General features: G+C 64.6%; 18 protein-coding genes and 2 pseudogenes. 10 read left to right on the forward strand and 10 right to left on the reverse strand.

Annotated elements, in window-relative coordinates; translation table 11 throughout:
* The first annotated feature begins 107 nt into the window (after positions 1-107).
* The 5 genes and pseudogenes from H0B43_RS36990 to H0B43_RS37010 form a co-directional block, all read left to right on the forward strand.
* Positions 108-272, forward strand: a complete 165-nt coding sequence (locus H0B43_RS36990; protein WP_185730449.1) for a hypothetical protein — start codon at positions 108-110, stop codon at positions 270-272.
* Positions 273-421: 149 nt separating this feature from the next.
* Positions 422-1,581 (forward strand): annotated as a pseudogene (locus tag H0B43_RS36995) (site-specific integrase).
* Positions 1,582-1,616: 35 nt separating this feature from the next.
* Positions 1,617-2,600, forward strand: coding sequence for a hypothetical protein (locus H0B43_RS37000; RefSeq protein ID WP_312034109.1), 984 nt, complete (start codon positions 1,617-1,619; stop codon positions 2,598-2,600).
* Positions 2,601-3,502: 902 nt separating this feature from the next.
* The gene (locus H0B43_RS37005) at positions 3,503-4,930 is read left to right on the forward strand and encodes an MFS transporter (protein WP_252190339.1); all 1,428 of its coding nucleotides are present in this window, start codon (positions 3,503-3,505) and stop codon (positions 4,928-4,930) included.
* Between the two features lie 225 nt (positions 4,931-5,155).
* Positions 5,156-6,153: pseudogene (locus H0B43_RS37010) on the forward strand (IS256 family transposase); the annotation flags it as partial.
* A 176-nt stretch (positions 6,154-6,329) separates the two neighbouring features.
* Here the strand turns inward: H0B43_RS37010 and H0B43_RS37015 are convergent.
* The 8 genes from H0B43_RS37015 to H0B43_RS37050 all read right to left on the reverse strand — a co-directional run bounded on the left by H0B43_RS37015 (position 6,330) and on the right by H0B43_RS37050 (position 14,715).
* Complete coding sequence (locus H0B43_RS37015; RefSeq protein ID WP_185730352.1) at positions 6,330-7,301, reverse strand: PDR/VanB family oxidoreductase; 972 nt, start codon at positions 7,299-7,301, stop codon at positions 6,330-6,332.
* Positions 7,302-7,323: 22 nt separating this feature from the next.
* Entirely contained in the window at positions 7,324-7,845 is a 522-nt protein-coding gene (locus H0B43_RS37020) for a hypothetical protein (RefSeq protein ID WP_185730351.1), read from the reverse strand.
* Complete coding sequence (locus H0B43_RS37025) at positions 7,830-8,855, reverse strand: phosphotransferase family protein (RefSeq protein ID WP_185730350.1); 1,026 nt, start codon at positions 8,853-8,855, stop codon at positions 7,830-7,832. The genes H0B43_RS37020 and H0B43_RS37025 overlap by 16 nt, the downstream gene beginning before the upstream one ends.
* 2 nt (positions 8,856-8,857) lie before the next feature.
* Positions 8,858-9,664, reverse strand: coding sequence for an SDR family NAD(P)-dependent oxidoreductase (locus H0B43_RS37030; protein WP_029539784.1), 807 nt, complete (start codon positions 9,662-9,664; stop codon positions 8,858-8,860).
* A gap of 33 nt (positions 9,665-9,697) precedes the next feature.
* Entirely contained in the window at positions 9,698-10,543 is an 846-nt protein-coding gene (locus tag H0B43_RS37035) for an enoyl-CoA hydratase/isomerase family protein (protein WP_185730349.1), read from the reverse strand.
* Positions 10,543-12,132: a class I adenylate-forming enzyme family protein gene (locus tag H0B43_RS37040; RefSeq protein ID WP_185730348.1), complete on the reverse strand. Its 1,590-nt coding sequence runs from the start codon at positions 12,130-12,132 to the stop codon at positions 10,543-10,545. Before H0B43_RS37040 ends, H0B43_RS37035 begins: the two co-directional genes overlap by 1 nt.
* 239 nt (positions 12,133-12,371) lie before the next feature.
* On the reverse strand, positions 12,372-13,481 hold the full coding sequence (locus H0B43_RS37045; protein ID WP_185730347.1) for a hypothetical protein: 1,110 nt from the start codon (positions 13,479-13,481) through the stop codon (positions 12,372-12,374).
* A 4-nt stretch (positions 13,482-13,485) separates the two neighbouring features.
* Positions 13,486-14,715, reverse strand: a complete 1,230-nt coding sequence (locus tag H0B43_RS37050; protein ID WP_185730346.1) for a cytochrome P450 — start codon at positions 14,713-14,715, stop codon at positions 13,486-13,488.
* Positions 14,716-15,061: 346 nt separating this feature from the next.
* On the opposite strand from H0B43_RS37050, the gene H0B43_RS37055 reads away from it, so the two are divergent.
* From H0B43_RS37055 to H0B43_RS37075, 5 genes are all read left to right on the forward strand, one after another.
* The gene (locus tag H0B43_RS37055; protein ID WP_185730345.1) at positions 15,062-15,610 is read left to right on the forward strand and encodes a cupin domain-containing protein; all 549 of its coding nucleotides are present in this window, start codon (positions 15,062-15,064) and stop codon (positions 15,608-15,610) included.
* Between the two features lie 74 nt (positions 15,611-15,684).
* Positions 15,685-16,464 carry an SDR family NAD(P)-dependent oxidoreductase gene (locus tag H0B43_RS37060; RefSeq protein ID WP_043827446.1) on the forward strand — a complete coding sequence of 260 codons (780 nt, stop codon included), beginning with the start codon at positions 15,685-15,687 and terminating at the stop codon, positions 16,462-16,464.
* Positions 16,465-16,775: 311 nt separating this feature from the next.
* Positions 16,776-17,969, forward strand: a complete 1,194-nt coding sequence (locus H0B43_RS37065; RefSeq protein WP_185730344.1) for a thiolase family protein — start codon at positions 16,776-16,778, stop codon at positions 17,967-17,969.
* A 20-nt stretch (positions 17,970-17,989) separates the two neighbouring features.
* Positions 17,990-19,156, forward strand: coding sequence for an acyl-CoA dehydrogenase family protein (locus H0B43_RS37070; RefSeq protein WP_185730343.1), 1,167 nt, complete (start codon positions 17,990-17,992; stop codon positions 19,154-19,156).
* Positions 19,157-19,369: 213 nt separating this feature from the next.
* Entirely contained in the window at positions 19,370-20,062 is a 693-nt protein-coding gene (locus H0B43_RS37075; RefSeq protein WP_185730342.1) for an alpha/beta fold hydrolase, read from the forward strand.
* Positions 20,063-20,360: 298 nt separating this feature from the next.
* Here the strand turns inward: H0B43_RS37075 and H0B43_RS37080 are convergent, their stop codons facing one another.
* Positions 20,361-21,509: a CaiB/BaiF CoA-transferase family protein gene (locus tag H0B43_RS37080; RefSeq protein ID WP_185730341.1), complete on the reverse strand. Its 1,149-nt coding sequence runs from the start codon at positions 21,507-21,509 to the stop codon at positions 20,361-20,363.
* Between the two features lie 86 nt (positions 21,510-21,595).
* On the reverse strand, positions 21,596-23,242 hold the full coding sequence (locus tag H0B43_RS37085) for an NAD(P)/FAD-dependent oxidoreductase (protein ID WP_185950103.1): 1,647 nt from the start codon (positions 23,240-23,242) through the stop codon (positions 21,596-21,598).
* Between the last annotated feature and the right edge of the window lie 121 nt (positions 23,243-23,363).

Genomic DNA, 23,363 nt, shown 5'->3' on the forward strand with positions numbered 1-23,363 from the left:
ATGTACAACCTTCACTACAGAAAATGTGAAGCAAGTCACATCACTGTGACGGGCGTGCACATCAAACGGATGTGCCGAGTCCGCGGATACGAAAAGGTAGGGCGCGCATGACCACAGCCTCGATGATTCCGGCGTCTTCGATCCCCTCGCGGCCGCTGGTGCGGCGCAGCGGCGGCATGAGTACCGCGGAGATCAAAGCGAGGATCGAGGCCATGTTCGCCGACGGCGCCGACCGGTCCGCCGGACGGGTCCGCGCTGACACCACGAAGTGAGGGCGCCGCGATGAATGTGCTTCTTCTGCTGGGTTTGCTGATCACCGCGTTCGCTGCCGTGCTGGCGATGCAGACCGACGAGCAATCTCGCTTTCGGCATTGACCGGCGGGTCACCGGTGGTGTCGGTGACCGTGGGTAGATTCCCGGTGTGACGATCGAGGTAACCGCCAGCGCCCCAGCCGAGCCGAGGTCCGATCAGGCGTGGGGTGCGGTACCGCAGCTGTCGGAGCAGGCGGTGGCGCAGATCGCCGGGGCGCTCGAGGCGTCACAATCGGCGGGCACCCGCCGCGTCTACGCCTCGGACTGGCGCCGTTTCCGCAGCTGGTGCCACACCCACGGCCACTCTGCGTTGCCGGCGCACCCGGCGACCGTGGCCGCGTATCTGGTCGACGCCGCCGACACGCTCACCGGCGCGGGGGAGAAGGCGTATTCATCGTCGACGTTGAACCGGTGGGTGTCGGTGATCGGGCACTACCACCGCACCGCGAACCTGCGAAACCCGTGCACCGAGACGCTGGTGACCGCGACGCTGTCGGGGATTCGCCGCACGTACGCCACCAACGGCGACCGGCCCCGCAATCCCCGGTCGCCGCTGCTTGTCGAGGACATCGTCACCATCGTCCGATCCGCCCGGCATGCTGTTACCGGGTGGGCGACCGAGGTCCACGAGCGCCGCGACAGTGCGTTGCTGTTGATGGGTTTCGCTGGGCCTTCCGGCGCAGCGACCTCGTCGCCCTGCACTGTGGGGACGTCACCGTGCACCGGCTCGATGGAGTGCGTGTGCGGTTGCGGCGGTCGAAGACGGACCGGGAAGGCGCAGGCATGGTGCGGGCGTTGCCGTTCACCACCAGCCATCACAGTTGCCCGCCGTGCGCGTATGTGCGGTGGGCGCAGGTCGTCGCCGCGTTCGATCTGGCCGGGCGACCCGGGGTGATCCGGTGGCTGCGCACCGCGCCGCCGTTCGAGGGCCATGTCTGCCGGGTCGCGTTGCCGCGCATGCGAGCTCGGGCGCCGTTGTTCCGGTCGATCGCCAAGAACGGCAACCTCTCCGAGACCGCGTTGTCGGGGGCGTCGGTGCACGCGGCGATCCGCCGCCGCGCCCAGGCCGCGGGCTACGACGAGAACATCGTCGCCCAGCTCGGTGGGCACTCGCTGCGGGCCGGGTTCGTCACCCAGGCGTTCCGCAACGGCGCCGACGCGCACGCGATCATGCGCCAGACCGGGCACACCACCTCGGCGATGGTGGAGCTCTACGCCCGCGAACACGCACCCCTCGTCGGAAACGCCGTCGCCGACATCGGACTCTGAGCATGTACGTCGACTGCGCCACTGCCCCTCGATCGGTGGGTAACAGCCCGGATCCGGTGGTGCCGCGGCGGTACCGGCACGACTGGGCACTGTTCGTCGATTGGTGTGCCGCCTGCGAGCACCGGGTGCTGCCCGCGTATCCGTCGGTGCTGGCGGAGTTCCTCGCCGACCATCCGGCGGCCGATGGGACGCAGCGTCGCCGGATTACCGCGATCAATGCAGTCCACACCGGAGCCGGGTTGCCGGCGCCGGGGCGCGCGGAGGCGATCCGGCAGCTGGTCAACGCCGCGCGCGCGGACCGGCTTGCCCGGGTGGGGGAGCGGGTGGCGCAGGTGGTGTCACAGCTTCCGGTGACCGGGTGGCCGGGTGGGTTGTTCGGGCGCCGCGACGCCCTCATTCTCACCCTGGCCGCCGCGGGTCTGGGATTCGAGGAGATCGCCCGCCTGCGGCGCACCGACGTCACCGTCGAGCGCGACGCGCTCGTCCTCAGGACACGGGAGGAAAACTGGGTGCGTGTCACCGCCGAATCCGGTGTCGAACCCACCGCCGTGTATTGGAATTGGGTGGAGGTGCTCGGCTTTCTGGACCGGTATCCGAGCACCCAACTCCTCGCCGGCCGCCTCGATAGAGGTGCGAGCCTGTCGGTGTTTGCGGACAGCGCGCGCCGCGACGAACGGCCGCTGCTCACACCCATCGACAGGTGGGGCCACACCCCCTTCGATCCGACCCCGTTGACAGGGCACTCCATCGCCGGCCTGGCCCGGGCGCATCTGGCCGGGCAGGCGCCGATACACAAGCGGCCTCCGGCCAGGCCGCCCACGGTGTCACACGAGAACGCGGTGGTCACGGTCGTGGTCGATGTCGAACTCGACCAGGGCTACTACGACCGCGGCATCGCCGCCCGCCGCAACGCCCACACCCACCTCGAGAACGTCACCGACATCCTCGACGGCATCGAAGACGAAGCCGACAAACTCCTCGCCGACCTCCTCGTCATCCTCGACTCCGAAATCGACTGACGGAGAAATGGTCTCGACGCAGAGATAGCGTCGCCTACGGTGCGATAACTGAAATTATCGTCACCGAGTGCGCACAAACCATGAGTGACACGATGTTGCGGCCTGAAATGGTCTTTTACAGGCCGATGTGTAGGTTCTCACCGCCGGTGTCAGTTTTCTCGATTTCGTTTCAGTAGGTCGCGAACTTTGCGCGTTACCCCAGTTCAGCGACCTGGACGTCACCGAAATGTCCGAGATTCTGACAACTTAGTGAGAATCCCTCGGCGACAAGACTTTGCAAAGGACGCAGGTCAGCACGGGCGTGCGACCGACAAGATCGACGAGAACTACACGAGGTAAGTTCCACGTCCTTTGCCGTTGACTTGAGGGCGTTGCCGGCTCACCGGAAGGCAGCCTCGACGTTCCTGCCATCGAACTGATCGGCGTCGACGACATGCCTTAACTTGAGTTAGGAATGCGGCAGAAATGCCACTTGCGGCCGGTCGCCCATTGTGGAGGGCATCCAGATCGCGGCCCGTTCGTGTCTCAGATCAGAATGGCAGCGGGGCGGTTTCACTGGGCCCATGGGTGAACGGCAAGGTACACCCGGTCACGTGGTTTTTGGACTTGCGCACAATGGGTGCATCCCAAGAAAAGCCGTCTCCTCGGCGTTGATGAGACGATCGTCACATGCGAGCTTCGGGACCACCGCAAAGACCGCGCGCTCTCAGTGCCATCCAAATCCAGCCGACACCCATCAGCTGTCCGAGTACATTCGCATACGAGGTGTGAAGAGCGTACGGAACTTTCGGGACCACACACCACCGCTGCACCGGGTGGATGTTTCATTGACCACCCAGGGCAACAGCGAAACAACGCCGGCCGCGTCACGTCTCAGAATCCCACCTGTTCAGACATGGATCATGAACCTGACACTCTCCTTCACAGGAAACGTGGAAAAGAGCCGGACAGGAAATATCTCCATCAACATCCATGGGGCTCGTATCGGGCTCGAGTCCCACGCCCCTACTCCAGAGAGAAGCCAGATGGTATCGGAAAGCACGCTTACCACTCGTGCGGGCAGCACAGTTACCCGCAGCGCCAGGAGGGCAATTGTTGCGGCCAGCTTCGGCACATACGTCGAGTATTACGACTTTGTCGTATACGGGTATGTCGCTGTGTACATCGCCCATGCGTACTTCCCCTCCGACAATCCCCTCGTCGGCTTACTGCTCACCTTCGGGGCTTTTGCTGCGAGCTACGTCGCGCGTCCGCTGGGCGCGGTAATCTTCTCCCCGCTTGGCGACAAGTACGGACGCAAAACCGTACTCGCCGTCGTCATCTTGATGATGACCCTTGCGACCGCAGCGATCGGACTTCTACCGACATATGCACAGATCGGTCTCTTCGCCCCGATACTGCTCACCGTGCTTCGTGTCCTACAGGGGATCTCAGCCGGTGGCGAATACGGTGGCGCAACCTCGCTGATCGCCGAGTTCTCCCCACCCGACAAGCGTGGGTTCTACGTCGGATTCATAGCTCTCACAACTGGTCTTGCACTTCTTACCGGATCAATCGTGGCTCTCTCCCTTACACGGATGCTGCCGGAGGAATCCATGCTCTCATGGGGATGGCGTATCCCCTTACTGCTCTCCCTACCGCTTGGTCTTGTCGGCCTGTACATCCGATTCAAACTTGAGGAGACCCCGCACTTTGCTGCGCTGAGCTCGCAAGAAAAGGCGGTAAACAAACCTCTGGCAACTACTGTCAAACGTGACTACAAGACGGTGATACTCGCAATTGGACTCGCGGCCACGAACGCAAGCTTGCTGGCCGTCTACTTCATCTATATGCCATCAGCTTTGAAGCAATTCGGGAATTTCGAGGCCGCCGATGCCCAACTCATCACGTTCTCGGGACTGGCCGCCTACTGCCTGGCAATCGTTCCCTTCGCAAAGCTGACCGACAAGGTAGGTCGCCGCCCACAGTTGATCGCCTCGACGATCGCGCTTGTCCTCGTAATCTATCCATCCTTCCTGTTGGTATCACATGGCAGTATTGCTCTTGCTGTCTTGGGTATGGTCATCGTCACGCCGCTTATGGCAGCCAATGTAACGGCGGTGCTCCCGCTCCTTACCGAGCTATTCACTACCGCCAACCGGTACACCGGATTGTCGTTGGGCTGGCAGATCGCGACCACGCTGTTCTCGGGCCCCACTCCGGTCGTGCTGGCCGCGCTGGCCGGCGCCGCTGGCGCAACGATGCCGGCGTTCTATGCGATGGCCATCGTCGCACTGTCAGCATGTGCCGCATTTGCCGTTCGGGAAACCTTCGATACACCACTGCAGTAGGTGGTGAACCTGCTGAGAGCAGACTGAATTGTCGGGGGTCTCTACAGAACGACTGGACATCAGAAGAATCGCCCGTGCGACTCAACGGCTGTCTGCAGAGCGTCAAGCATCCAGCTGCTCCTCCGCCGACCGCACACACCCACCCGCCGACGCCGGTCAAGAAGGTGCGAAGCTCTCAGGCCGCGGCGAATAGCCGCGGCCTGAGAGTCTGACCTTCCCAACGGTGCTTGGGTGCGCAAGTCCCCGCAGATGAACGAGGTACTGCCGCTGCTGTATCTGCACGGGCTCTCCACCAGCGACTTCGGGCCGGCCCTCGAGCAGTTCCTCGGATCGGGCGCCGGGCTCTCGGCGGCCTCGATCACCCGGTTGACGACCCAGTGGCAGGACGAGGCCAAGGCCTTCCATGGTCGGGACCACTCGGTCACCGACTTCGTCTATCTGTGGGTCGACGGCATCACCTCAAGGTGAGGCTTGAGCAGGACACCTGCTGGTGGGGTCCCTCCCTGCAGTGCTTGGGGGAATGATCGGGGTCCGCGCGGACGGCCGGAAGAAGCTCGTCGCCCTCACCGACCGAGTCGTGGGCGGACCTGCTGCGCGGTTGCCGACGCCGCGGCATGACCGCTCCCGTCCTCGCGGTCGGTGACGGCGCGCTGGGGTTCTGGAGGGCGCTGCGCGAGGTGTTCCCCGAAACCCCCGTGCAGCAGCGCTGCTAGTTCCACAAGCAGGCCAACGTGCTTGCTGTGCTACCGAAGGCGGCGCACCCGGGTGCACTTGTGGCGATGAAGGAGATCTACAACGCCGAGGACATCGACAAGGCGCAAGTGGCGATCAGAGCCTTCGAACTCGACTACGGCGCGAAGTATCCGAAGGCGGTCGCGAAGATCGCCGACGACATGGACGTGCTGCTCGAGTTCTACAAGTATCCGGCCGAGCACTGGGTGCATCTACGCACGACAAATCCCATCGAGTCTACTTTCGCGACGGTGCGGCTCCGGACGAAGGTCACTAAGGGGCCCGGATCCCGTGCGGCGGGACTTGCCATGGCCTACAAGCTTATCGACGCAGCCCAGGCGCGCTGGCGTGCGGTCAACGCACCGCATCTGGTCGCGCTCGTTCGCGCCGGCGCGGTGTTCAACAAGGGCAGACTGCTCGAACGACCCACCGACATCACCCCGGTCACCGAGGCCGCCGAGCCCGCCAACGCTGAATCCGAGGTCGCCTGAAAGTTACCCATCCACAGGAATTAATGCGATGAAAGGGGTGCCCCTCGCCGTCTATCCAGTTCACTCAGGAGCCACCTGCTCGCACGCGTTTCCTCGTTGGGACGACACGTGTCGACCACGAGAGGTTATCAACGCGCGCCGAAAACGGGCTTTGCTAAAGCCAACTGGGGAGATGGCTATACGTCGAGGACGATGCGAGGGGTTTTCGACCTGGAGCAGCAGGGCGTGATGACCTCTCCGGATGCGCGTTGCTCCTCGGTGAGCACAGCATCTCGATGCTCAGGAATGCCTTCGAGCACTTTGGTCTCGCAGGTTCCGCAGACTCCTTCACCGCAGGAGACGGGAATATCGATGCCGTAACCGGCGAGCACGTCGACGATGGTTTGGCCGGCGGGTACCTGTGCGGTTACTCCGGACTGTGTTGCGACGACCTCGAACGTCGCATCACGGAGAGGATCTGTCCCCGGGTTGACGGGGGCTTGGAATCGTTCCACGTGCAGTGATCCGGGGGGCCAGGAGCGCGAGAGGCGTTCGACGGCTTTGATCAAAGGTTCCGGACCACAGCAATAGATGGCCGTCCCGAATTGCGGGGTACCGAGAACGGTGTCGAGGTCGATCAGGCCCCGCTCCTCTTCGGGCCAGACCTCTACCTTGTCACCGAAGCGGTCGAGTTCGGAGAGGAACGCCATGGATTCGCGGCGCCGGCCGCCGTAGACAAGAGTCCACGGTGTATCCGGACGCATCACGTCGAGTTCGTCGATCATCGGCAGCAGGGGGGTGATGCCGATTCCACCTGCGATGAAAACGTACTTGCGCGCGGATTTCAGCGGGAACTTGTTACGGGGGCCGCGAACCCGGAGGTGGTCACCCGCTCGGATCCGATCGTGAACCCATTCGGAGCCGCCCCGGCTCTCACTGGCGCGCAGGACCGCTACCCGCCAACGGGACCGGTCGTCTCGGGACCCGCACAGGGAGTACTGCCGCTCGAGTCCGTCGTCCAACACCAGATCGATATGTGCGCCGGGATCCCAACCGGGCAAAGGCCGGCCGTCGGGCGTAACCAAGGACAAGGATCGAACTCCGTCGGACTCCTCGTGCACGGTCTCGACGAGGACGTCGAATCCGGTCACGTCATGAGGTTGGGTCATGCTGTCGGTCCTGATACTTCCGCTAGTGGTCATCGTCGGTTCCTGCCGCTTGTGCTTCGCGCTCAACCATGCGCAAGTACAGTTCTAATATTCTTCGGTCGAGTTGTTCGCGCAGAACTCCGTCCAGCGACTGGTCTGAACGCCAGCGGTGGTCGAAGTCTTCGAGGAGGCCCTGAAGGGCTTCGTTGACGGCCATTTCCATGGCCAGTCTGTGGTCGTGCACTCGGTACTGCTGTGTATCCGTACCGTTGCCGCCGGTTGCTTTTGCGAGGCGAGTAAAGAGGTCGCTGTAATCCGCCCCGGCTGCGGCGGCGGCGACGTCGGCGAGGGCGATGCTCAAGGTTGCTGCAATGTCGTCATTGTCAGCCGCCAGGTACGCCGGCATCCGATCCCAGGAGCGTTCGAGTCTGCCGAGGATGTGCAGTGCCGCCCGAAGTTGGCGGGCGGCGCCCCCGTCGGACACCTTCGGGAGGACGTCCTCGGTCAGGCCGCGACGTACCCCGCCGAGCAGTTCTGTGGTCGTGGGTTTCAGCACCAGGCCCATCCTTTCCCGTCGTCGGCGATCCAATTCAAGCTGCGTTTGAGCGATGCGGTGACGGTCGCGGCGCGGTCCGCCAAGCGGAGGTTCCCGCTGACACCATCGGCGAACGAACGTGACGCCTTTAGGGAGATGGTTGCGAACTTCACTTCGGAGAAGACCCGGTAGAACCGCAACGCGTGTTCGGTCACCTTCGGTCCGCCGAACTCCTCGTACGAACGGACGAATTCCTCGAGGCCGACAAATCCTTCAGGACTCCACAGCGCACGGTACGCCCAGGCGAGATCTTCGACCGGGTCACCGAGATGCGCCATCTCCCAGTCCAACAACGCGACCACGATGTTGTCTTGGTACAGAAAGTTCCCCGGACGGAAATCCCCATGCACCACGCTGATTCGGGTCGGCTCCGGCAGGTTTTCCCTCAGCCACCCGAATACGTAACCCAGTGCTGGATGAGGCTCCATGCGGCTGGTCCGGAACTGGGCTTCCCAGGATTCGATCTGGGCGAGTGGACTGCGGTCGGTGGGTCCGGACGCGAGGATGTCACCGAGGCCGAGTCCTTCCCAGTCCGAGGAGTGCAGTTCCGCGGCGGCCCGGGCGAGGTCGAGGGTCAGCTTTCGGCCACCTTCGCGGTCCTCGGATCGCAGGAAGCCGAGCGGATCGGCGCGTCCAGGCATCCGCTCGAGCAGGATCGACGGCGCCCCGACCACGGAGCCGTCCGCGTCGAGCGCGAAGGCGCGTGGTGCGCGAGTCGCCGAGTGCCCGAGTGCGCTGAGAACACCGAACTCCCATTTTGGGTCGGCGTCGACCTGTGATCCGTTCGTGCGGCTGAGCATGATGACCGATTCGGAGCGGCTGGCACCGGATTGGTCGGTCCAACGGACCGTCGATGCCCATGCGCGTCGGGCATTGCCGCCGAAGACACGCTCGACGCCGTCGGCCCGCACGTCGCGAACACCGGTGATCGAGACGCGCAGCAGCTCCTCGATCCGCTCGCCGATCTCCGAATCGTCCATGGTCAGCGCACCCCGGCCGCGACTCGCATGACCTCACCGGTGACGGCGTCGGACTGTGGTTCGAGGAAGAAGGCGATTCCCTCGCCCAGATCTTCCGGGGTAGCCAGGTCACCGAGTGCGGTGTAGGCGAGGTGGCGCTCGTGGTAGCCCGGTTCGATCCACGACTTGACGCGCTCGCTCAGGACCAGGCCCGGGGCGATGCAATTGGCGCGGACGCCCTTGCGGCCCATCGACATGCTCAAGCTGCGAGTCAATCCGACGACGGCGGCCTTTGCGGAGTTGTAGGCGGCGTTGCCGAGCTCGGGGCGGTTGGCGAAGGCGGCCAGTGAGGCGACGTTGACGATCTTGCCGTAACCCTCGTCGTAGAAATGTCCTTCGATCGCCTTCGACAACAGGAAGGCGCTGTTGACGTTGAGTGCGAATGTTCCGGCAAAGTAGTCGAGTGAGATGTCCGACAACGGGAGGTCATACACCTCCTGGTTGATGTTGACCATGCCACCGGCGACGTTGGCGATGCCTTGCACGGTGCCGAACTCGGACAACGCGTAATTGACGGCGTCCTGGGTGCCGGACTCGGTGGTCACATCGACCTTGATCGTCTTCAGCTTCCCGGGCAGATCTTTGGTCTTGTCCTCCGTCTCCGCCAGTCGTCGCGAGCTCAGATCAACCCCGACGACGTTCGAACCCACGCGCAGGAGTCGTGCTACCGCGGCGCCACCGATGCCACCACCCGCTCCGGTCACGATGTAGGTCCGATCCTGCAGAGCCCGATTGGATCGGGGCGGAGCGGTAAAAGGCTGAGTTGACATGTGTGGTCGTCCTTCTGGTGTGGTCGTCGGTGATCAGATGTAGGAGCGCTGCTCGAATACGGGTGGCCGCTTTTCCTGCAGCGCGGCGAGTCCCTCTTTGGCTTCGGGGCCGGTGAAGCCGAGGATTCCGAAGGCGAGTGACGCCTCGAACGACGGCCAGGCGGCCCGAATCCAGTTGTTGAGAGCAAGTTTGGTGAATCGGATCGCGCTTGGCGCCCCTTGGGACAGGCGGATCGCGATCTCGAGGGCGTGAGCATCGACCTCGTCGTCGTCCACGCAGAACGACACCAATCCGATGCGCTCGGCTTCCTCGCCGGTAATTGCGTCGCTGGTCATGAGGTAGTACTTGGCTTTGGCCATGCCGCACAGCAGAGGCCAGAGTGCGACGGCGTGGTCGTCGGCGGCGACGCCGAGGGTGGTATGTCCGTCGACCAGTTTCGCTGTTCGTCCCGCGACAGTGACGTCGGCGAGTAGTGCTGCGGCCAGCCCGCCTCCGGCGGCGGGGCCACTGATCGCGGAGACGATCGGTTTGGTGCAGTCGAGCATGTTCTGCACCAGTGCGCGACCTTCCTTCCACATCTGGCAGCGGAAGTCGTAGTCGTCGATGATCCGCTGGACCATGTCGAAGTCGCCGCCGGCGGAGAAAGCACGGCCGTCGCCCGCCAGCAAGACCGCCGAGACGGTCGGGTCCTCGTCGATCAGGCGCCAGATGGATCCGAGGTCCTTGTGCATCTGGAAGTCCAGCGAGTTCATCTTGCCGCGGGAGAGCAGGACACGCAGCACATGAGGAGCGGGCCGGTCCAGTTTCAGGCTTTCGTAGTCGGGGTAGACGACCGGCGGTGTTTCCGGGGCCGTCGTGGTGTTGTTGGGGGTGGACATCAGGCGGTTCCTCCGACGTATTCGATGGGTGCGCCGGTACCGAATTCACGGCGCAGAGCCTCTTTTTGGATTTTTCCGTACACGGCGCGCGGCAAGTCGTCTCGGAATATCACCGCACTGACCCGTTGATACTTCGCGAGTCGGTCGTTGCCCCAGACCCGCAGTTCCTCGTCGGTGATCACGGCACCGGCGCGGGGAATGGCGATCAGGATCGGGGTCTCTCCCCACTTGGGATCCGGTTTGGCGATCGCCGCGACCTCGAGGACGTCGGGATGGCGCATGAACACCTGCTCGATGTCCACGGCGAAGATGTTGATGCCGCCGGATTTGATCATGTCCTTCTCGCGCCCGGAGACGTAGAGGAAGCCGTCTGCGTCGACGTGGCCCACGTCGCCGGTGCGCATGAAGGAACGACCGTCCGGTGCGTACCAGGTCGCCGCTTCGGTCAGCTCCGGGTTGTTGTAGTAGCCCTTCATCATGCCGATGGAGCGGGCGACGATTTCTCCGGTCTGCCCGACGGGCAGTTCGGTGCCGTCGTCGCCGACGATACGTGCCTCCTCGAGCATGATCGGCTTGCCGACCGACGTCCGTTTCCCTTGGGCCGCGTCCTCGGGGATGCGCAGGTAGGCAAAGCCTTCCGAGAACCCGTAGACCTCGTAGATGCCGGCGTTCTCGAAGGCGCGGTCGATGGCGTTGTAGGTCTTCTCGGCGATCGGCTGACCGGAGGTGACCAGGCATTGCATCGAACTGACATCGAAGTCGCTCAGGTGCGGATCCTCGAGCAGCGCGATGTACTGGGTGGGCACGAGGAAGGCGTGTGTTCCCCGTTCCCGTTCGACCGCCGCGAGGAATGCGTCCGACGTGAACTTCTCCAAGATCACGATCTTCCCTCCCCGGTACATCGTGGGGATCATCGTGATCCAGGTACCCGACGCGTAGGGCGGAGTGGCCAGGATGGCGGTCGAGTACCGATCGATGCGCAGCCCCATGCCGAAGCCGTAGGGGTACATCATCCGGCTGAGATGAGTGTGTTCGATGCCCTTCGGCATCCCGGTGGTTCCGGAGGTGTAAAGGATCGTGATGGTGTCCTGCGGCTTGATCTTCACCGGCGGCGCCTCAGGTGAAGCGCCCTCGATCAGGGGCCGGATATCGGACCATCCCGTCCCGGTCTCCCCGAACGTGAAGAACCGATCTGCGGGAATGTTGGTCAGCGTCGAGCGAACGGAATCGATCTGGGCCGCGGTCTGCGAATCGACGAAAATGATTTCGGCATCGGAATCGTTGAGCAGACGGGCCAGGGAGTCGCCGTCGAGTAACACGTTGAGCGGAACGGTCACGCACCCGGCCTTCGCGCTACCCCAGAACGCGATGAAGGTGTCGATCGAGGCGGGCATCAGGAGTGCGACTTTGTCGCCCTTGTCCAGTCCCAGCTCCCGGAGGGTGTTGGCGAACCGATTGGTCGCCTCGTCGACCTCGCGCCAGGTCATCCGGGTGTCACCGCACACCAACGCAGTCTGATCTGTGAAGACACGACCGTTGTGGCTGATCACGTCCGGACACATCAAGGGGAAGTCGTACTCGAGGGTCATGGGGTGCTCTCCTGTGCGGTGGTAGCGCTTCATGCGGATTGGGAGGTCGGTGCGTGTGGTGACCTGCGGCCGTGGGGCACATGCACCGGGTGCGGGAGTCACACTGTGGTGGTAGCCACACTAGGGAACGAAGGGGAAATTCTTTGGACTAGTCACCTCTGACCTTTGTGCACAAGTCCAAAATCCGGTTGCCAGTCGGCCGGCACCCGGGTCGGGGGCTCTGATCGGCACACCGGTGATCAGAGGAAGGCCCACCCGCGCTCACCGCGGGCACAGGACTCGTAGGCGTCCGGTTCCAGTGGTTGCAAGATTCCCGTGGTGGTGCGGTCCTCACAGGTGATTCGGCAATGGTGCTCATTGAGACCGCTCAGTTTCGAACGCACCGAGGCCTCCCGGACATCGAATTCGTCGCCCTCCACCATCGGCTCTCCGACGTATTCGCCGTGGTGGAGGCCTGTTTCCGGGCTCCCACCGTAGAGGCCGCACTTCATGTACGCGGTCTGGAAACCCAACCGTTCGAAGTGCACCTGCCGCTGCTCGCCGGTGTCGAAGGTGTAGTCGATCACGCCCTCGGTGAAGATCTTGGTGTCTTCCTCGAACCGGAGTCGGCGTTCGACGTTGACCACCCTTCCCGCTCCCGGGCGGGGATCACCGAAGTCGTAGAGGACGGTGCGACCCCAGATCGCGAAGTCGTCGAACCAGATCCAGTTCCCGCCCTTCCAGCCGGCCTTCACCGTGCGGCCCGGATGCATTCCGGGTCCGCCGACACCGCGCCCGATACCCCAATGCCGATCCCGGGTCCCGCGGGCGGCACCTTCCGGCCATTCGACCCGGACGTCGCCGATCTGCACCCACCCGGTCACATCCCCGAAACCCTCGAAACCCGCGGTCACGTGCTTCTGCGAACCCGCGGGGGTGGCTGATTTGAGAGATCCGTAGGCGGCGCTGTACACCTGCCGCCTGCGGTCGACCCAGTCCAGCTCGTAGGAGATGTCCCAGTCATTGGGTGCGAGTACATGCCGCCATCGTCGAAGCCCCTCGACGATAGACGGCCGGATCGGACCGACTTCCAGGTCCATGCGGTCGACGCCGAGCGGACGAAACGCCCGGACGGAGCGGTGAATGCCGCGGTAGTTGACGATCGCGTACGCCTCCGCCAAGTCGAGGTTCGGGTAGAAGGTCCCCCCCGCGGCGATCAGCAGATCACCCACCTCGTCATGGAAGACATTCCAGTACCGCTCGTAGAACCGGGGGTCCGAGGAGTAGGCCACCCTGATCGGATCCGGGGTCTGATGAATGAGGTGATCATCGAGTGGCGCCAGGGGAAACTGCTCGTCTAGGTGCTCCACGGGATCAGCTCAGCTTCACTGGAAGTCGGGTGGGGCCACGGGTGACCATCGAGTTGCTCCACGCGATCTCCTCGACCGGCTCACTGATCCGGTAGTCCGGGAAGCGCCGCACGATCTCGGTCAAAGCGATCTGCGCCTCGAGCCGGGCGACGGGGGCTCCGAGGCAGAAGTGTGCACCCTTGGAGAACGCAACGTGGGCGTTCGGGCGACGCTGAAGATCGAGTTCGTCGGGTCGATCGAACACGGCAGGGTCACGGTTGGCGGCAGCAAGGATCGCGAAAATGCGGTCGCCCTCGGCCAGGTGCTGTCCACCGAGTTCGGTGTCCTCGGCAACGATCCGGGCTGTCGAGAGCACCGGACCGTCGTAGCGTAGGAATTCCTCGATCGCCCCGGGTGTCACCTTGGCCGGATCGGCGCGCAATTCAGCCAGCGTTTCCGGGTGCTCCTGCAACGCCAGCAGGGCATTGCCGATCAAGTGCGCGGTGGTCTCCTGGGCGCCGTTGCCGATCATCATCATCGAGGCGACCAGTTCGTCCTCGGTCAGTGTCTCGCCGTCGATTTCGCTGGTGATCATGCGGGTCAGCACATCATCCTGCGGCGCCGCCTTCCGGTCCGCGATCAACCCGCGGAACAGTTCCGCCATCGCCAACGCGCCGTGGCGGGCGCGGCCGTACTTGTTCTCCACCGAGCGTGCACTGCCGATGAACAACATCATCTCGTCCGACCACTGTTTGACCTCCGGCAGCCGCTCCCGAGGGACGCCGAGCAGGTCCATCACGACATATCCGGGCAGCTGCAGGCCGAAGTCGGTGTAGAAGTCGAACGACTCGTTCTTCGGGAGGCCGTCGAGCAACTCGGTGGTGATTTCCTGGATCGGCTCGCGCAGAGTCTTGGTCATGTTCGGGTTGATCACCTCCGCCAAATGGCGGCGGAGCCGGGTATGGTTCGGCGGGTCCTGGAACACCATCCAGATCGACAACCACCGCATGACGTCGGCGGCGGAGGCCTGATCCTTTTCCTTGAGCCGGTCGAAGACCGGCACCAGGCGGTTCGCCGAGAACACCGTCGGTGTCGTGAGCACCGTCTGAACGGACTCCGCGTCCACCGCCAACCAGGCTGACAGCTCCGCGCTCCAGTGCACGGGCGCCTCGGCCCGCATCCGCGCGAACGTGTCATACGGGTTACGAAGGGTCGCAGGATCCGTCGGGTCGAATTTAATAGTCGAAGTAGACACTGTTTTCTCCAGATCATGTGGCTGGGGCCACCACCTCTGCCCGCGGCTGGGACGTGGCCGGCTCGTGTTTCGAGCATCACACGGATGAGTGCGGAGCCGGTGCGGCCGGCGTCGAAAACTTTGGACATCGGCACAAATAGTCATCGACCCTGGTGGAGGACGAGATCCAGGCTCGGATGGCCGGCGAGTCGAGGACGGCAGGCGCGCTGCGAGGGTTCTCCTCGCCCTGCAGGCCCTCCGGTACGCAGGCCCGACGACAAAGGTGTCCTCGTCTAGTTGGATAAGGGCACAAAAATTCGTCTCGTGGGCGGCACGGTAAACGAGAGCGTTATGAGACTGTCGTCACATGAGCCTTCCAATCAAACGCGTGGTCACCGGTATCGATTCCAATGGCAAGTCGGTCGCCTACGAAGCGGCGGATGTTGAACCCGTCGAGTTGGCGATGATGCCCGGCGCCCAGTTCTTCGCGATCTGGGGCACCGAGGGAGCCCTCGAGAGTCCGGTCGTCTCCCCGCAACCGGCCAACAAGACCTTCTTCCCCGGCCCGGGGGGCACCCGGTTCGGGTTGCTCCGTTTCCCTCCCGAGTCCGCGGCAGAGCCGGACGCCCCCGCTCCCACGGAAGAGGAGCTTTCCGAGTGGGCCGCGGAGGCCGAAACCAAGCTTCCCGGCCTGGTCGGAGTCTTCGAGCCCGACGCCCCGGGTATGCACCAGACCACGACGGTCGACTACTCCATCGTCGTCGAAGGTGAGCTCTACCTCGAACTCGACGACGGCGCCGAGGTGCACCTTCCCACCGGGGCGACGATCGTTCAAAACGGCGCACGCCACGCCTGGCGCAATCGCAGTGACCGGGAGGCGACCCTCGCCTACGTGATCCTCGACGTCGACAAGTAGGACGAGTCGGCTGGAGCTCATCAGTGCCGCCGAGACAGATCCTCACCGCCCGGGCATCCCGGGATACCTAGGAGATGGTTGTGCCTACCAACCCTTACAAGTCGCTCGATCTGACGGATAAATCGCTGATCGTCACCGGCGCCGGCAGCGGTATCGGCCGCGCCAGTGCACAGCTGTTCGCTGCGCGCGGTGCAAATGTGATGGTCGCCGACATCAATGAGCAGAACGCGAAAGAGACCGCAGAGCAGATCAAATCCGGCGGCGGCCGGGTCGAATACCTGCGCATCGACGTCTCCGTCGAAGAAGAGGTCGAGGCCCTGGTGCACACCACGGTCGAGAAATTCGGTGGCCTGCACGGCGCGTTCAACAACGCCGGAATCGGGCCACAGTCACCGCTTCACGAGACCAGTGCGGAAGACTGGTACCGCACCCTCGGCATCAATCTGACCGGTGTCTTCTTCTGCCTCAAGCATGAAATCGGATACCTGCTACAGCACGGCGGCGGGTCGATCGTCAACACCGCATCCCTGGCCGGATACAAGGCAGTTCCCGGGATGCCGGCGTACGTGTCGAGCAAACACGGCGTCGTCGGACTCACCCGCGCCGCCTCACTCGACTACGCCTCCCAAGGCATTCGGGTCAACGTCATCTTGCCCGGCACCATCGCCACGCCGATGCTCGACTCGGTGCTGCACGATCCGGTGCTGGCGAAGTCATTGGCAGAGGGTCAACCGATCGGACATGTCGGGAACTCGATCGACATCGCCGAGCAGGCTGCCTGGCTACTCTCCGACGCCTCCGCCTTCTCGACGGGTTCACTGTTCTTCGTCGACGGCGGCAGCAGCGGTGTCTGACCGGCTTCCTCACTAATACGAGTCCAGGACATCGTGGTGGTTGCTTGTGGGACTGTCCAATTCTGCCAAGCGGCCGCCGAGGTGACCGCGCCAATGCCCTGCTACACAGGGAACATCGGCATCACCTTCGGTGAATTCCTCGAGGATCGGTTCGCTGCCACCACCTTTCGCGCCACCGGTGTCGTACCAGCTGGTGCCGAGAAGCGGGCCCCCGCCCGCCAGGGCGTCGAGTCCTCGAGCCGGTCGGTGCCTAGGAAATCGCCTACGCCGGGGCGCCGACCGCTTCCATCCGCAACGAAAGAAGTTCACTCATGACCAACGCGGTAATCGTCGATGCCGTGCGCCTCGCCTCCGGCAAGGGCAAGCCGGGTGGTGCCCTGTCCGGCACCCACCCCGTCGACCTGCTCGCCCACGTGCTGCGCGCCGTCGTCGACCGCAACAACCTCGACCCGGTTCTGGTCGACGATGTCATCGGCGGCTGCGTCTCCCAGGTCGGGGAACAGGCGCTGAACATCTCCCGCACTGCGCTGCTGTCGGCCGGATTCCCGGAGTCGGTGCCCGCGACGACCGTCGACCGCCAGTGCGGCTCGAGCCAGCAGGCCGCGCATTTCGCGGCGCAGGGCATCATCGCCGGCGCGTACGACATCGTCATCGCCTGCGGGGTGGAATCGATGAGCCGCATCCCTTTGGGTGCCGCGTCGATCGGTCAGGACACTTCCGGCCCGGGCATCGCCGCCCGCTACCGGCAGGGCCTGGTCCATCAGGGCATCTCCGCCGAGTTGATCGCGGCCAAGTGGAAGTTCGACCGTGAGGCCCTCGATGCGTTCTCGGCCGAATCCCACCGCCGGGCCGCCGCCGCGGCCGCGGACGGATTCTTCGACGGTGAGATCGTGCCCATCGCGGTACCCAACGCCAACGGCAGCGTCGTCGAACACACCGTCGATGAGACGGTGCGCGCCGCGACCACCGCCGAGGGCTTGTCCGGACTCAGGCCGTCGTTCCGCACCGACGGGTACGCCGCCCGGTTCCCCGAGGCGCAGTGGCTGATCACCCCGGGCAATTCGTCGCCGCTGACCGACGGGGCGTCGGCGGTGCTGATCATGAGCGAGCAGGCCGCGGCCAAGCTGGGCCTGACTCCGCGGGCGCGGTTCCATTCCTTCGCCGTCGCGGGCGACGACCCGCTGTTCATGCTCACCGCCCCCATTCCGGCCACCCGCAAGGTGCTGGCCAGGTCGGGGCTGGGCATCGACGACATCGACGCCTTCGAGGTCAACGAGGCCTTCGCGCCGGTGCCGTTGATGTGGGCGCACGAGTTCGGTGCCGATCCGGCCCGGATGAACCCCCGAGGCGGCGCGATCGCCCTCGGGCACGCCCTCGGCTCGTCCGGCACCCGGTTGCTGACCACGCTGGTCAACCACCTCGAGGTCACCGGTGGCCGCTACGGCCTGCAGACCATGTGTGAGGGCGCCGGCCTGGCCAACGCCACCATCATCGAACGCCTCTGAAACGAAAAGTCGGAACAACAATGCAGCGCACCTTCTTCGAAGAAGACCACCAGGCGTACCGGGAGACGGTGCGCGAATTCCTCGCCCGCGAGGTCGAACCGCACTACGAGCGGTGGGAGACCGAACGGCTCATCGACCGCTCCGCCTGGCTCGCCGCCGGCAAGTCCGGGATCGTCGGCCTCGCCATACCAGAGGCCTACGGCGGTTCCGGCGTGACCGACTACCGATTCCGTAACGTGGTCGCCGAAGAGATCGCCCGCACCGGCACCACATCCTTCGGCGCGGGTATGAGCCTGCAGGACGACGTCGCACTTCCGTACATCATCGATCTGGGCACCGACGACCAGAAGCAGCGCTGGCTGCCCGGCATGGCCGCCGGCGAACTCATCGGCGCCATCGCCATGACCGAACCCGGCACCGGATCGGACCTGCAAGGAATCAAGACCACCGCCGTCCGCGACGGTGACGACTGGATCCTCACCGGACAGAAAACCTTCATCACCAACGGCATCCACTCCGACGTGGTGATCGTCGTCGCCCGCACCGACCCCAGCGCCCGCGCCCGCGGCTTCTCCCTGCTCGTCGTCGAACGCGACATGCCTGGCTTTACCCGAGGACGCAAGCTGCACAAGGTCGGCCTGGCCGGCCAGGACACCGCCGAACTGTCCTTCGACCAGGTGCGCGTACCAGGATCGAACCTGCTCGGCACCGAAGGCCGCGGCTTCCTCCACCTGATGGAGCACCTTCCCCTCGAACGGACCTCCATCGCCGTCACCTCGATCACCGGCGCCCGCGCCGCGTACGAATGGACCAAGAACTACGTGTTCGAGCGCACCGCGTTCGGCGCACCGATCGGCGACCTGCAGACCACTCGCTTCGCCCTCGCCGAGATGCTCACCGAGATCGAAGTCACCCAATCGCACATCGACCGGTGCGTCCTGGCCCTCAACGCCGGGGAGCTGACCGCCGTCGACGCCGCCAAGGCCAAATGGTGGGCCAGCGAACTGCAAAAACGCGTCGTCGATCGGTGCGTGCAACTGCACGGCGGCTACGGCTACATGCTGGAATACCCCATCGGCCGCGCCTACGTCGACACCCGCGTCCACACCATCTACGGCGGCACCACCGAAATCATGAAGGAAATCATCGGCCGCGACATCGCCACCGACATGTCCTCACCTGCGTAACCAGAACACTGCGTAACCAGAACACTGCGTGACCAGAACACGTAACGAGAACACTACGTAGACGGAAACTTCCGTGGCCGGACCCATCCAAGGAGACGAGCCCGGCGGCGGGCCCAGTTCACAGGAACTGATCCAGCAACACGAGGCTGACGAAGTAAGCAACTGCCGGGGGTCCATGCGGCCACCCGGCGTAAGCGAACTGAGGTGAATTGTATGGCCAAGCCCGTACTTCTCGTGCACGGTGCCTTCACCGGAGCATGGGCGTGGGACAAAGTAGTCGCCGAACTGGAACAGCGCGGCATACGGGTAAATACCGTGGATCTTCCGAGCCGCGGTCCGGACGGAACGCTCGAGCGAGATGCCCAGGCAGTGCGCGACGCGCTGAAAGATTTCGAGGAGCCGGCCGTCTTGGTCGGCCACTCGTACGGTGGTGCTGTGATTACCCGTGCCTCCGCGGACAACGACGGCGTGGCACATCTGGTCTATGTCTGTGCCGCCCTGCCGCAGGCCGGCGAATCGGTAAGCGACCTCCTGAGCCGCGACCCGGAGCCACAGGGCGATCTCACGGCAGCGCTCGAGCCGCGGGAGGACGGGACCGCCACGCTCAAGCGGGAGGCAGCACGGGAGACCATGTTCAACGACGCCCCAGACGAGCAAGTCGCCCCCATCTTGGACAAGATGGGCCCACACGCGCTCGGCACGCTCGGCGAGACCGCCACTGGGCTCGGCTGGCAGCAACACCCCGCCACCTACGTGATCACGCTCCAGGACAAGATGTTCTCCGTCGCCTTGCAGCACGAGTTCGCGAGCCACGTCGACACTGTCGTCAAGGTGGACGCGGGACACGGACCGATGTTCACCAAACCGGCCGAGATCGCCGAGGCGATCGCCGCAGCGGCGAGCTGACACTGTCCAACAGGGCCGGGCCGGAATGAATTCCGCCCGGCCCTGTGCAAGCGAAGTCAGCTGTATCTAGAGGAAGCCCCTGGCCCCTTTTTGGCCGAGCAGTTCGCTCGAGGACCCTGGAGTCGGTCCTCAGGTGGGCGGGTGCGTGCGTTGACCGTGCCGGCGAGCTCGGCGTTTTTTTCGAACACGATGCGTCACAATCCCAGCAGCGTCGAGCAGCTCAGCGGCTTGCCGATCACGACCCGGTTCGCGACTACATGACGGGCCCGGATGGGCGTTGCAATGGCTCGGGCGACCGCTATTGGGCCGGATCAGGGCCGTTCCGGCCACCGACTGACGGCTCGTCGAGGATGCCCGTCTCGTCGATCTCGAGCTCGGCGAGCACTTGACGGGTTTGGTCGCTTCCCCACGCGGTGCTGCCCAGCGGCCGAAGCGCCGTTCGGCTGAACCGGGGCGCCGGCGAGGGAAGGAGATCGTCGCCGGCTCGGGTGAAGATCCCCCGTTCCCGGTTGTGCGGGTGGTCCGCGGCCTCCGCCCCCGTCAACACCGGCGAGATGCAGGCACCAGCGGCCTCCGCGTGCTCGGACCACTCGGATTGCGTGCGCTGGGCGAAAGCGGCCCCGAGTCGTTCACGCCACCAGGGCCAGGCGGCACGATCCCACCGATCCGGCCCGTCGTCTCGAATCTCGAGCAGCGCCAGCAGGGACTTCCAGTACCGCTCCTCCACGGCTCCGACCGCGACAAGGCGGCCGTCAGATGTTGGGTACACGTCGTAGAACGGGGCGCCGGAGTCGTTGAGGTTCGAACCCCGGTCTTCGTTCCACCGTCCCTCGTTGCGCATCTCGTGACTCATGGTGCTGAGCAGTGCGTGGCCCTCGAGCATCGACGTGTCGACCACCTGTCCCATACCCGACTCGCGGGCCTCCAGCACGGCAGCGGTCACCCCAAGCGTGAGCAGCATGGCGCCCCCGCCGTCGGCGAGCAAGTTCATCGGGGGCGCCGGCAGGGTGCCGGCGCGTCCGAGGTGGGCGAGTACGCCGGAGACGGCCAAGAAGTTGATGTCGTGGCCGGGCTGGCTCGCCAAGGGCCCGGTCTGCCCCCAACCGGTGATGCGTCCGTAGACCAGCCGGGGATTTGCGGCCATACAGTCAGCGGGTCCCACACCGAGGCTCTCGGTGACTTCAGGTAAGAAGCCCTCGAGGACGGCATCGGCCCGGCTCGCGATCGTGAGCGCGGCCCGCCGTCCCGCCGGGGTGCGCAGATCGAGACTCACTCTGCGTCTGCCGCGCCCGAGCCCGGCATCTCCTGACGGCGTGATGTCATCGGCGGGCCGCGGACGGTGGATGCTGATCACCTCGGCGCCGAGATCGGCCAGCAGCATTCCGCTGAAGCGCACCGGACCTCGGCCGCCGAGCTCGAGCACCCTCAGTCCGTGCAGGGGTCCCACGTCGATTCCTTTCGCGTTCGCATCATCGAGCTTTGAGGGCCCGCTCGCGCTACTGCACGAGCGGACCCGCAACGCGCCGATGTCAGCTAGGCAACAGCGTGCGCGGCATCAAGCACGTTGCTCGTGAACACGTAGCTCGAGAACCCGCCCTCGACCTCCTGATTCACCGCTGTGACGTAGTTGCCCAAGCCGCCCAGATAGCACAAGGTGCTCGGCTTCTTTCCGGGCACGTTCGCGCCCAGGAACCACGGCCGATCGCCCAGGCCCTGCTCGAGCAGCGTCGCCTTGAGGACCATGTCGCACTGGTCCGACCAGGCCTCGACCCCTTCCGGAGTGGCCTCGACACGGGTGACCTTTTCGGCCAGGGCGCGTTCGAGGATCTTTTCGATGAGGTCGACCTGCGTCTCGATGACCGGTGGGTGGCTGGCGAAAGGGGCCTGAGGTCCCAGGATCGTGAACAGGTTCGGGAAGCCGGCCGCGGACAGACCGAACAGCATCTTGGCCCCATCGGCCCACTGCTCCGCGATCGTGCGACCTCCGACTCCGCGGATGTCCAGGTTGGCCAGGGGGCCGGTGATGGCGTCGAATCCTGTTGCGTAGATGATCACGTCCAGCTCGTACTCGGCGCCGCTCGCAGTACGTAGGCCGGTCGGCGTGATCTCCTGGATCGGATCCTCGCGCACACTCACCAAGGACACGTTCGGACGGTTGTACGTCTCGTAGTAGAAGCTTCCCAGCGGAGGGCGCTTGCCACCGATCGGGTGGGTGGTGGGGCAGAGCAGGTCGGCGGTGTGCGGGTCCTTCACGATGGTGCGGATCTTGCGGCGGACGAACTCCGCGGCCGCGTCGTTGACGCGCTGGTCTACCAGCAGGTCGTCGACGGTCTCGAAGATGAACCGGAAACCGCCGGCCTCCCAACCGGCCTCGAAGACCTTCTCCAGCTCCTCGTCGCTGAGCTCGGAACCAAGCCGCTGCGGAGATTCCATCGGGAAGCCGAAGACGTGCTTGAACGCCTTGTCCCAGACACTCTCGTAGTCACGACTGAGCTCGGCCTTCTGCTCGGGCGACAACGCATGGTTGCGGGTGGGCACCACGAAGTTGGGGGTGCGCTGGAAGACCGTCAGATGCTCGGCGACGTGCGCGACACTCTGGATGACCTGGACTCCGGTGGCCCCGGTACCGATGACGCCGACCCGCTTGCCGGCCAGGTCGACCGGCTCGTGGGGCCACTGGGACGTCGAATAGAACTCGCCCTGGAAGGAGTCCGCTCCCGGGAAGGGAGGCTTGAAGGCGACGCCCAGCCACCCGAGGCCCGTGATCAACCAGCGGCAGCTGACCTGGAGACCGTCCTCGGTGACCACAGTCCAACGGTTTGTGTTCTCGTCGAAGGTTGCGCCCGTGACCCGCGTGGAGAACCGGATGTGTTTGCGCATGTCGTGCTTGTCGGCGACATGGCGAAGGTAGTTGAGCGTGTCGGGCTGCGAAGCGAAACGCTCAGGGAAGTCCCATTTCTCCCAGCCCTCACGGTCGAAGGAGAGACAGTAGGCCCAGCTCTCGGTGTCGGTCCGCGCACCGGGGTACCGGTTCCAGTACCAGGTTCCGCCGACGTCGGTACCGGCCTCGAACACTTGCATGGACAGCCCGAGCTTGCGCAGGGCGTGGATGGTGCGCAGGCCGGCGAAGCCTGCGCCGATGACGACGGCGTCCACGTCGGACATGGTCTGCAATGGCATAGCGGGTGGTCCCTTCGATCTTTCAGGTTGTGTGTTGCTGGGTGCGCCGGCTTCGGCGGTCGATCTAGATCGACGAACTGGCGTCGAGGATCAGGTGGGCAAGGTGGCCGGCACCCTGCCG

The sequence above is a fragment of the Rhodococcus sp. 4CII genome, from assembly GCF_014256275.1.
GTDB classification, from domain to species: domain Bacteria; phylum Actinomycetota; class Actinomycetes; order Mycobacteriales; family Mycobacteriaceae; genus Rhodococcus_F; species Rhodococcus_F wratislaviensis_A.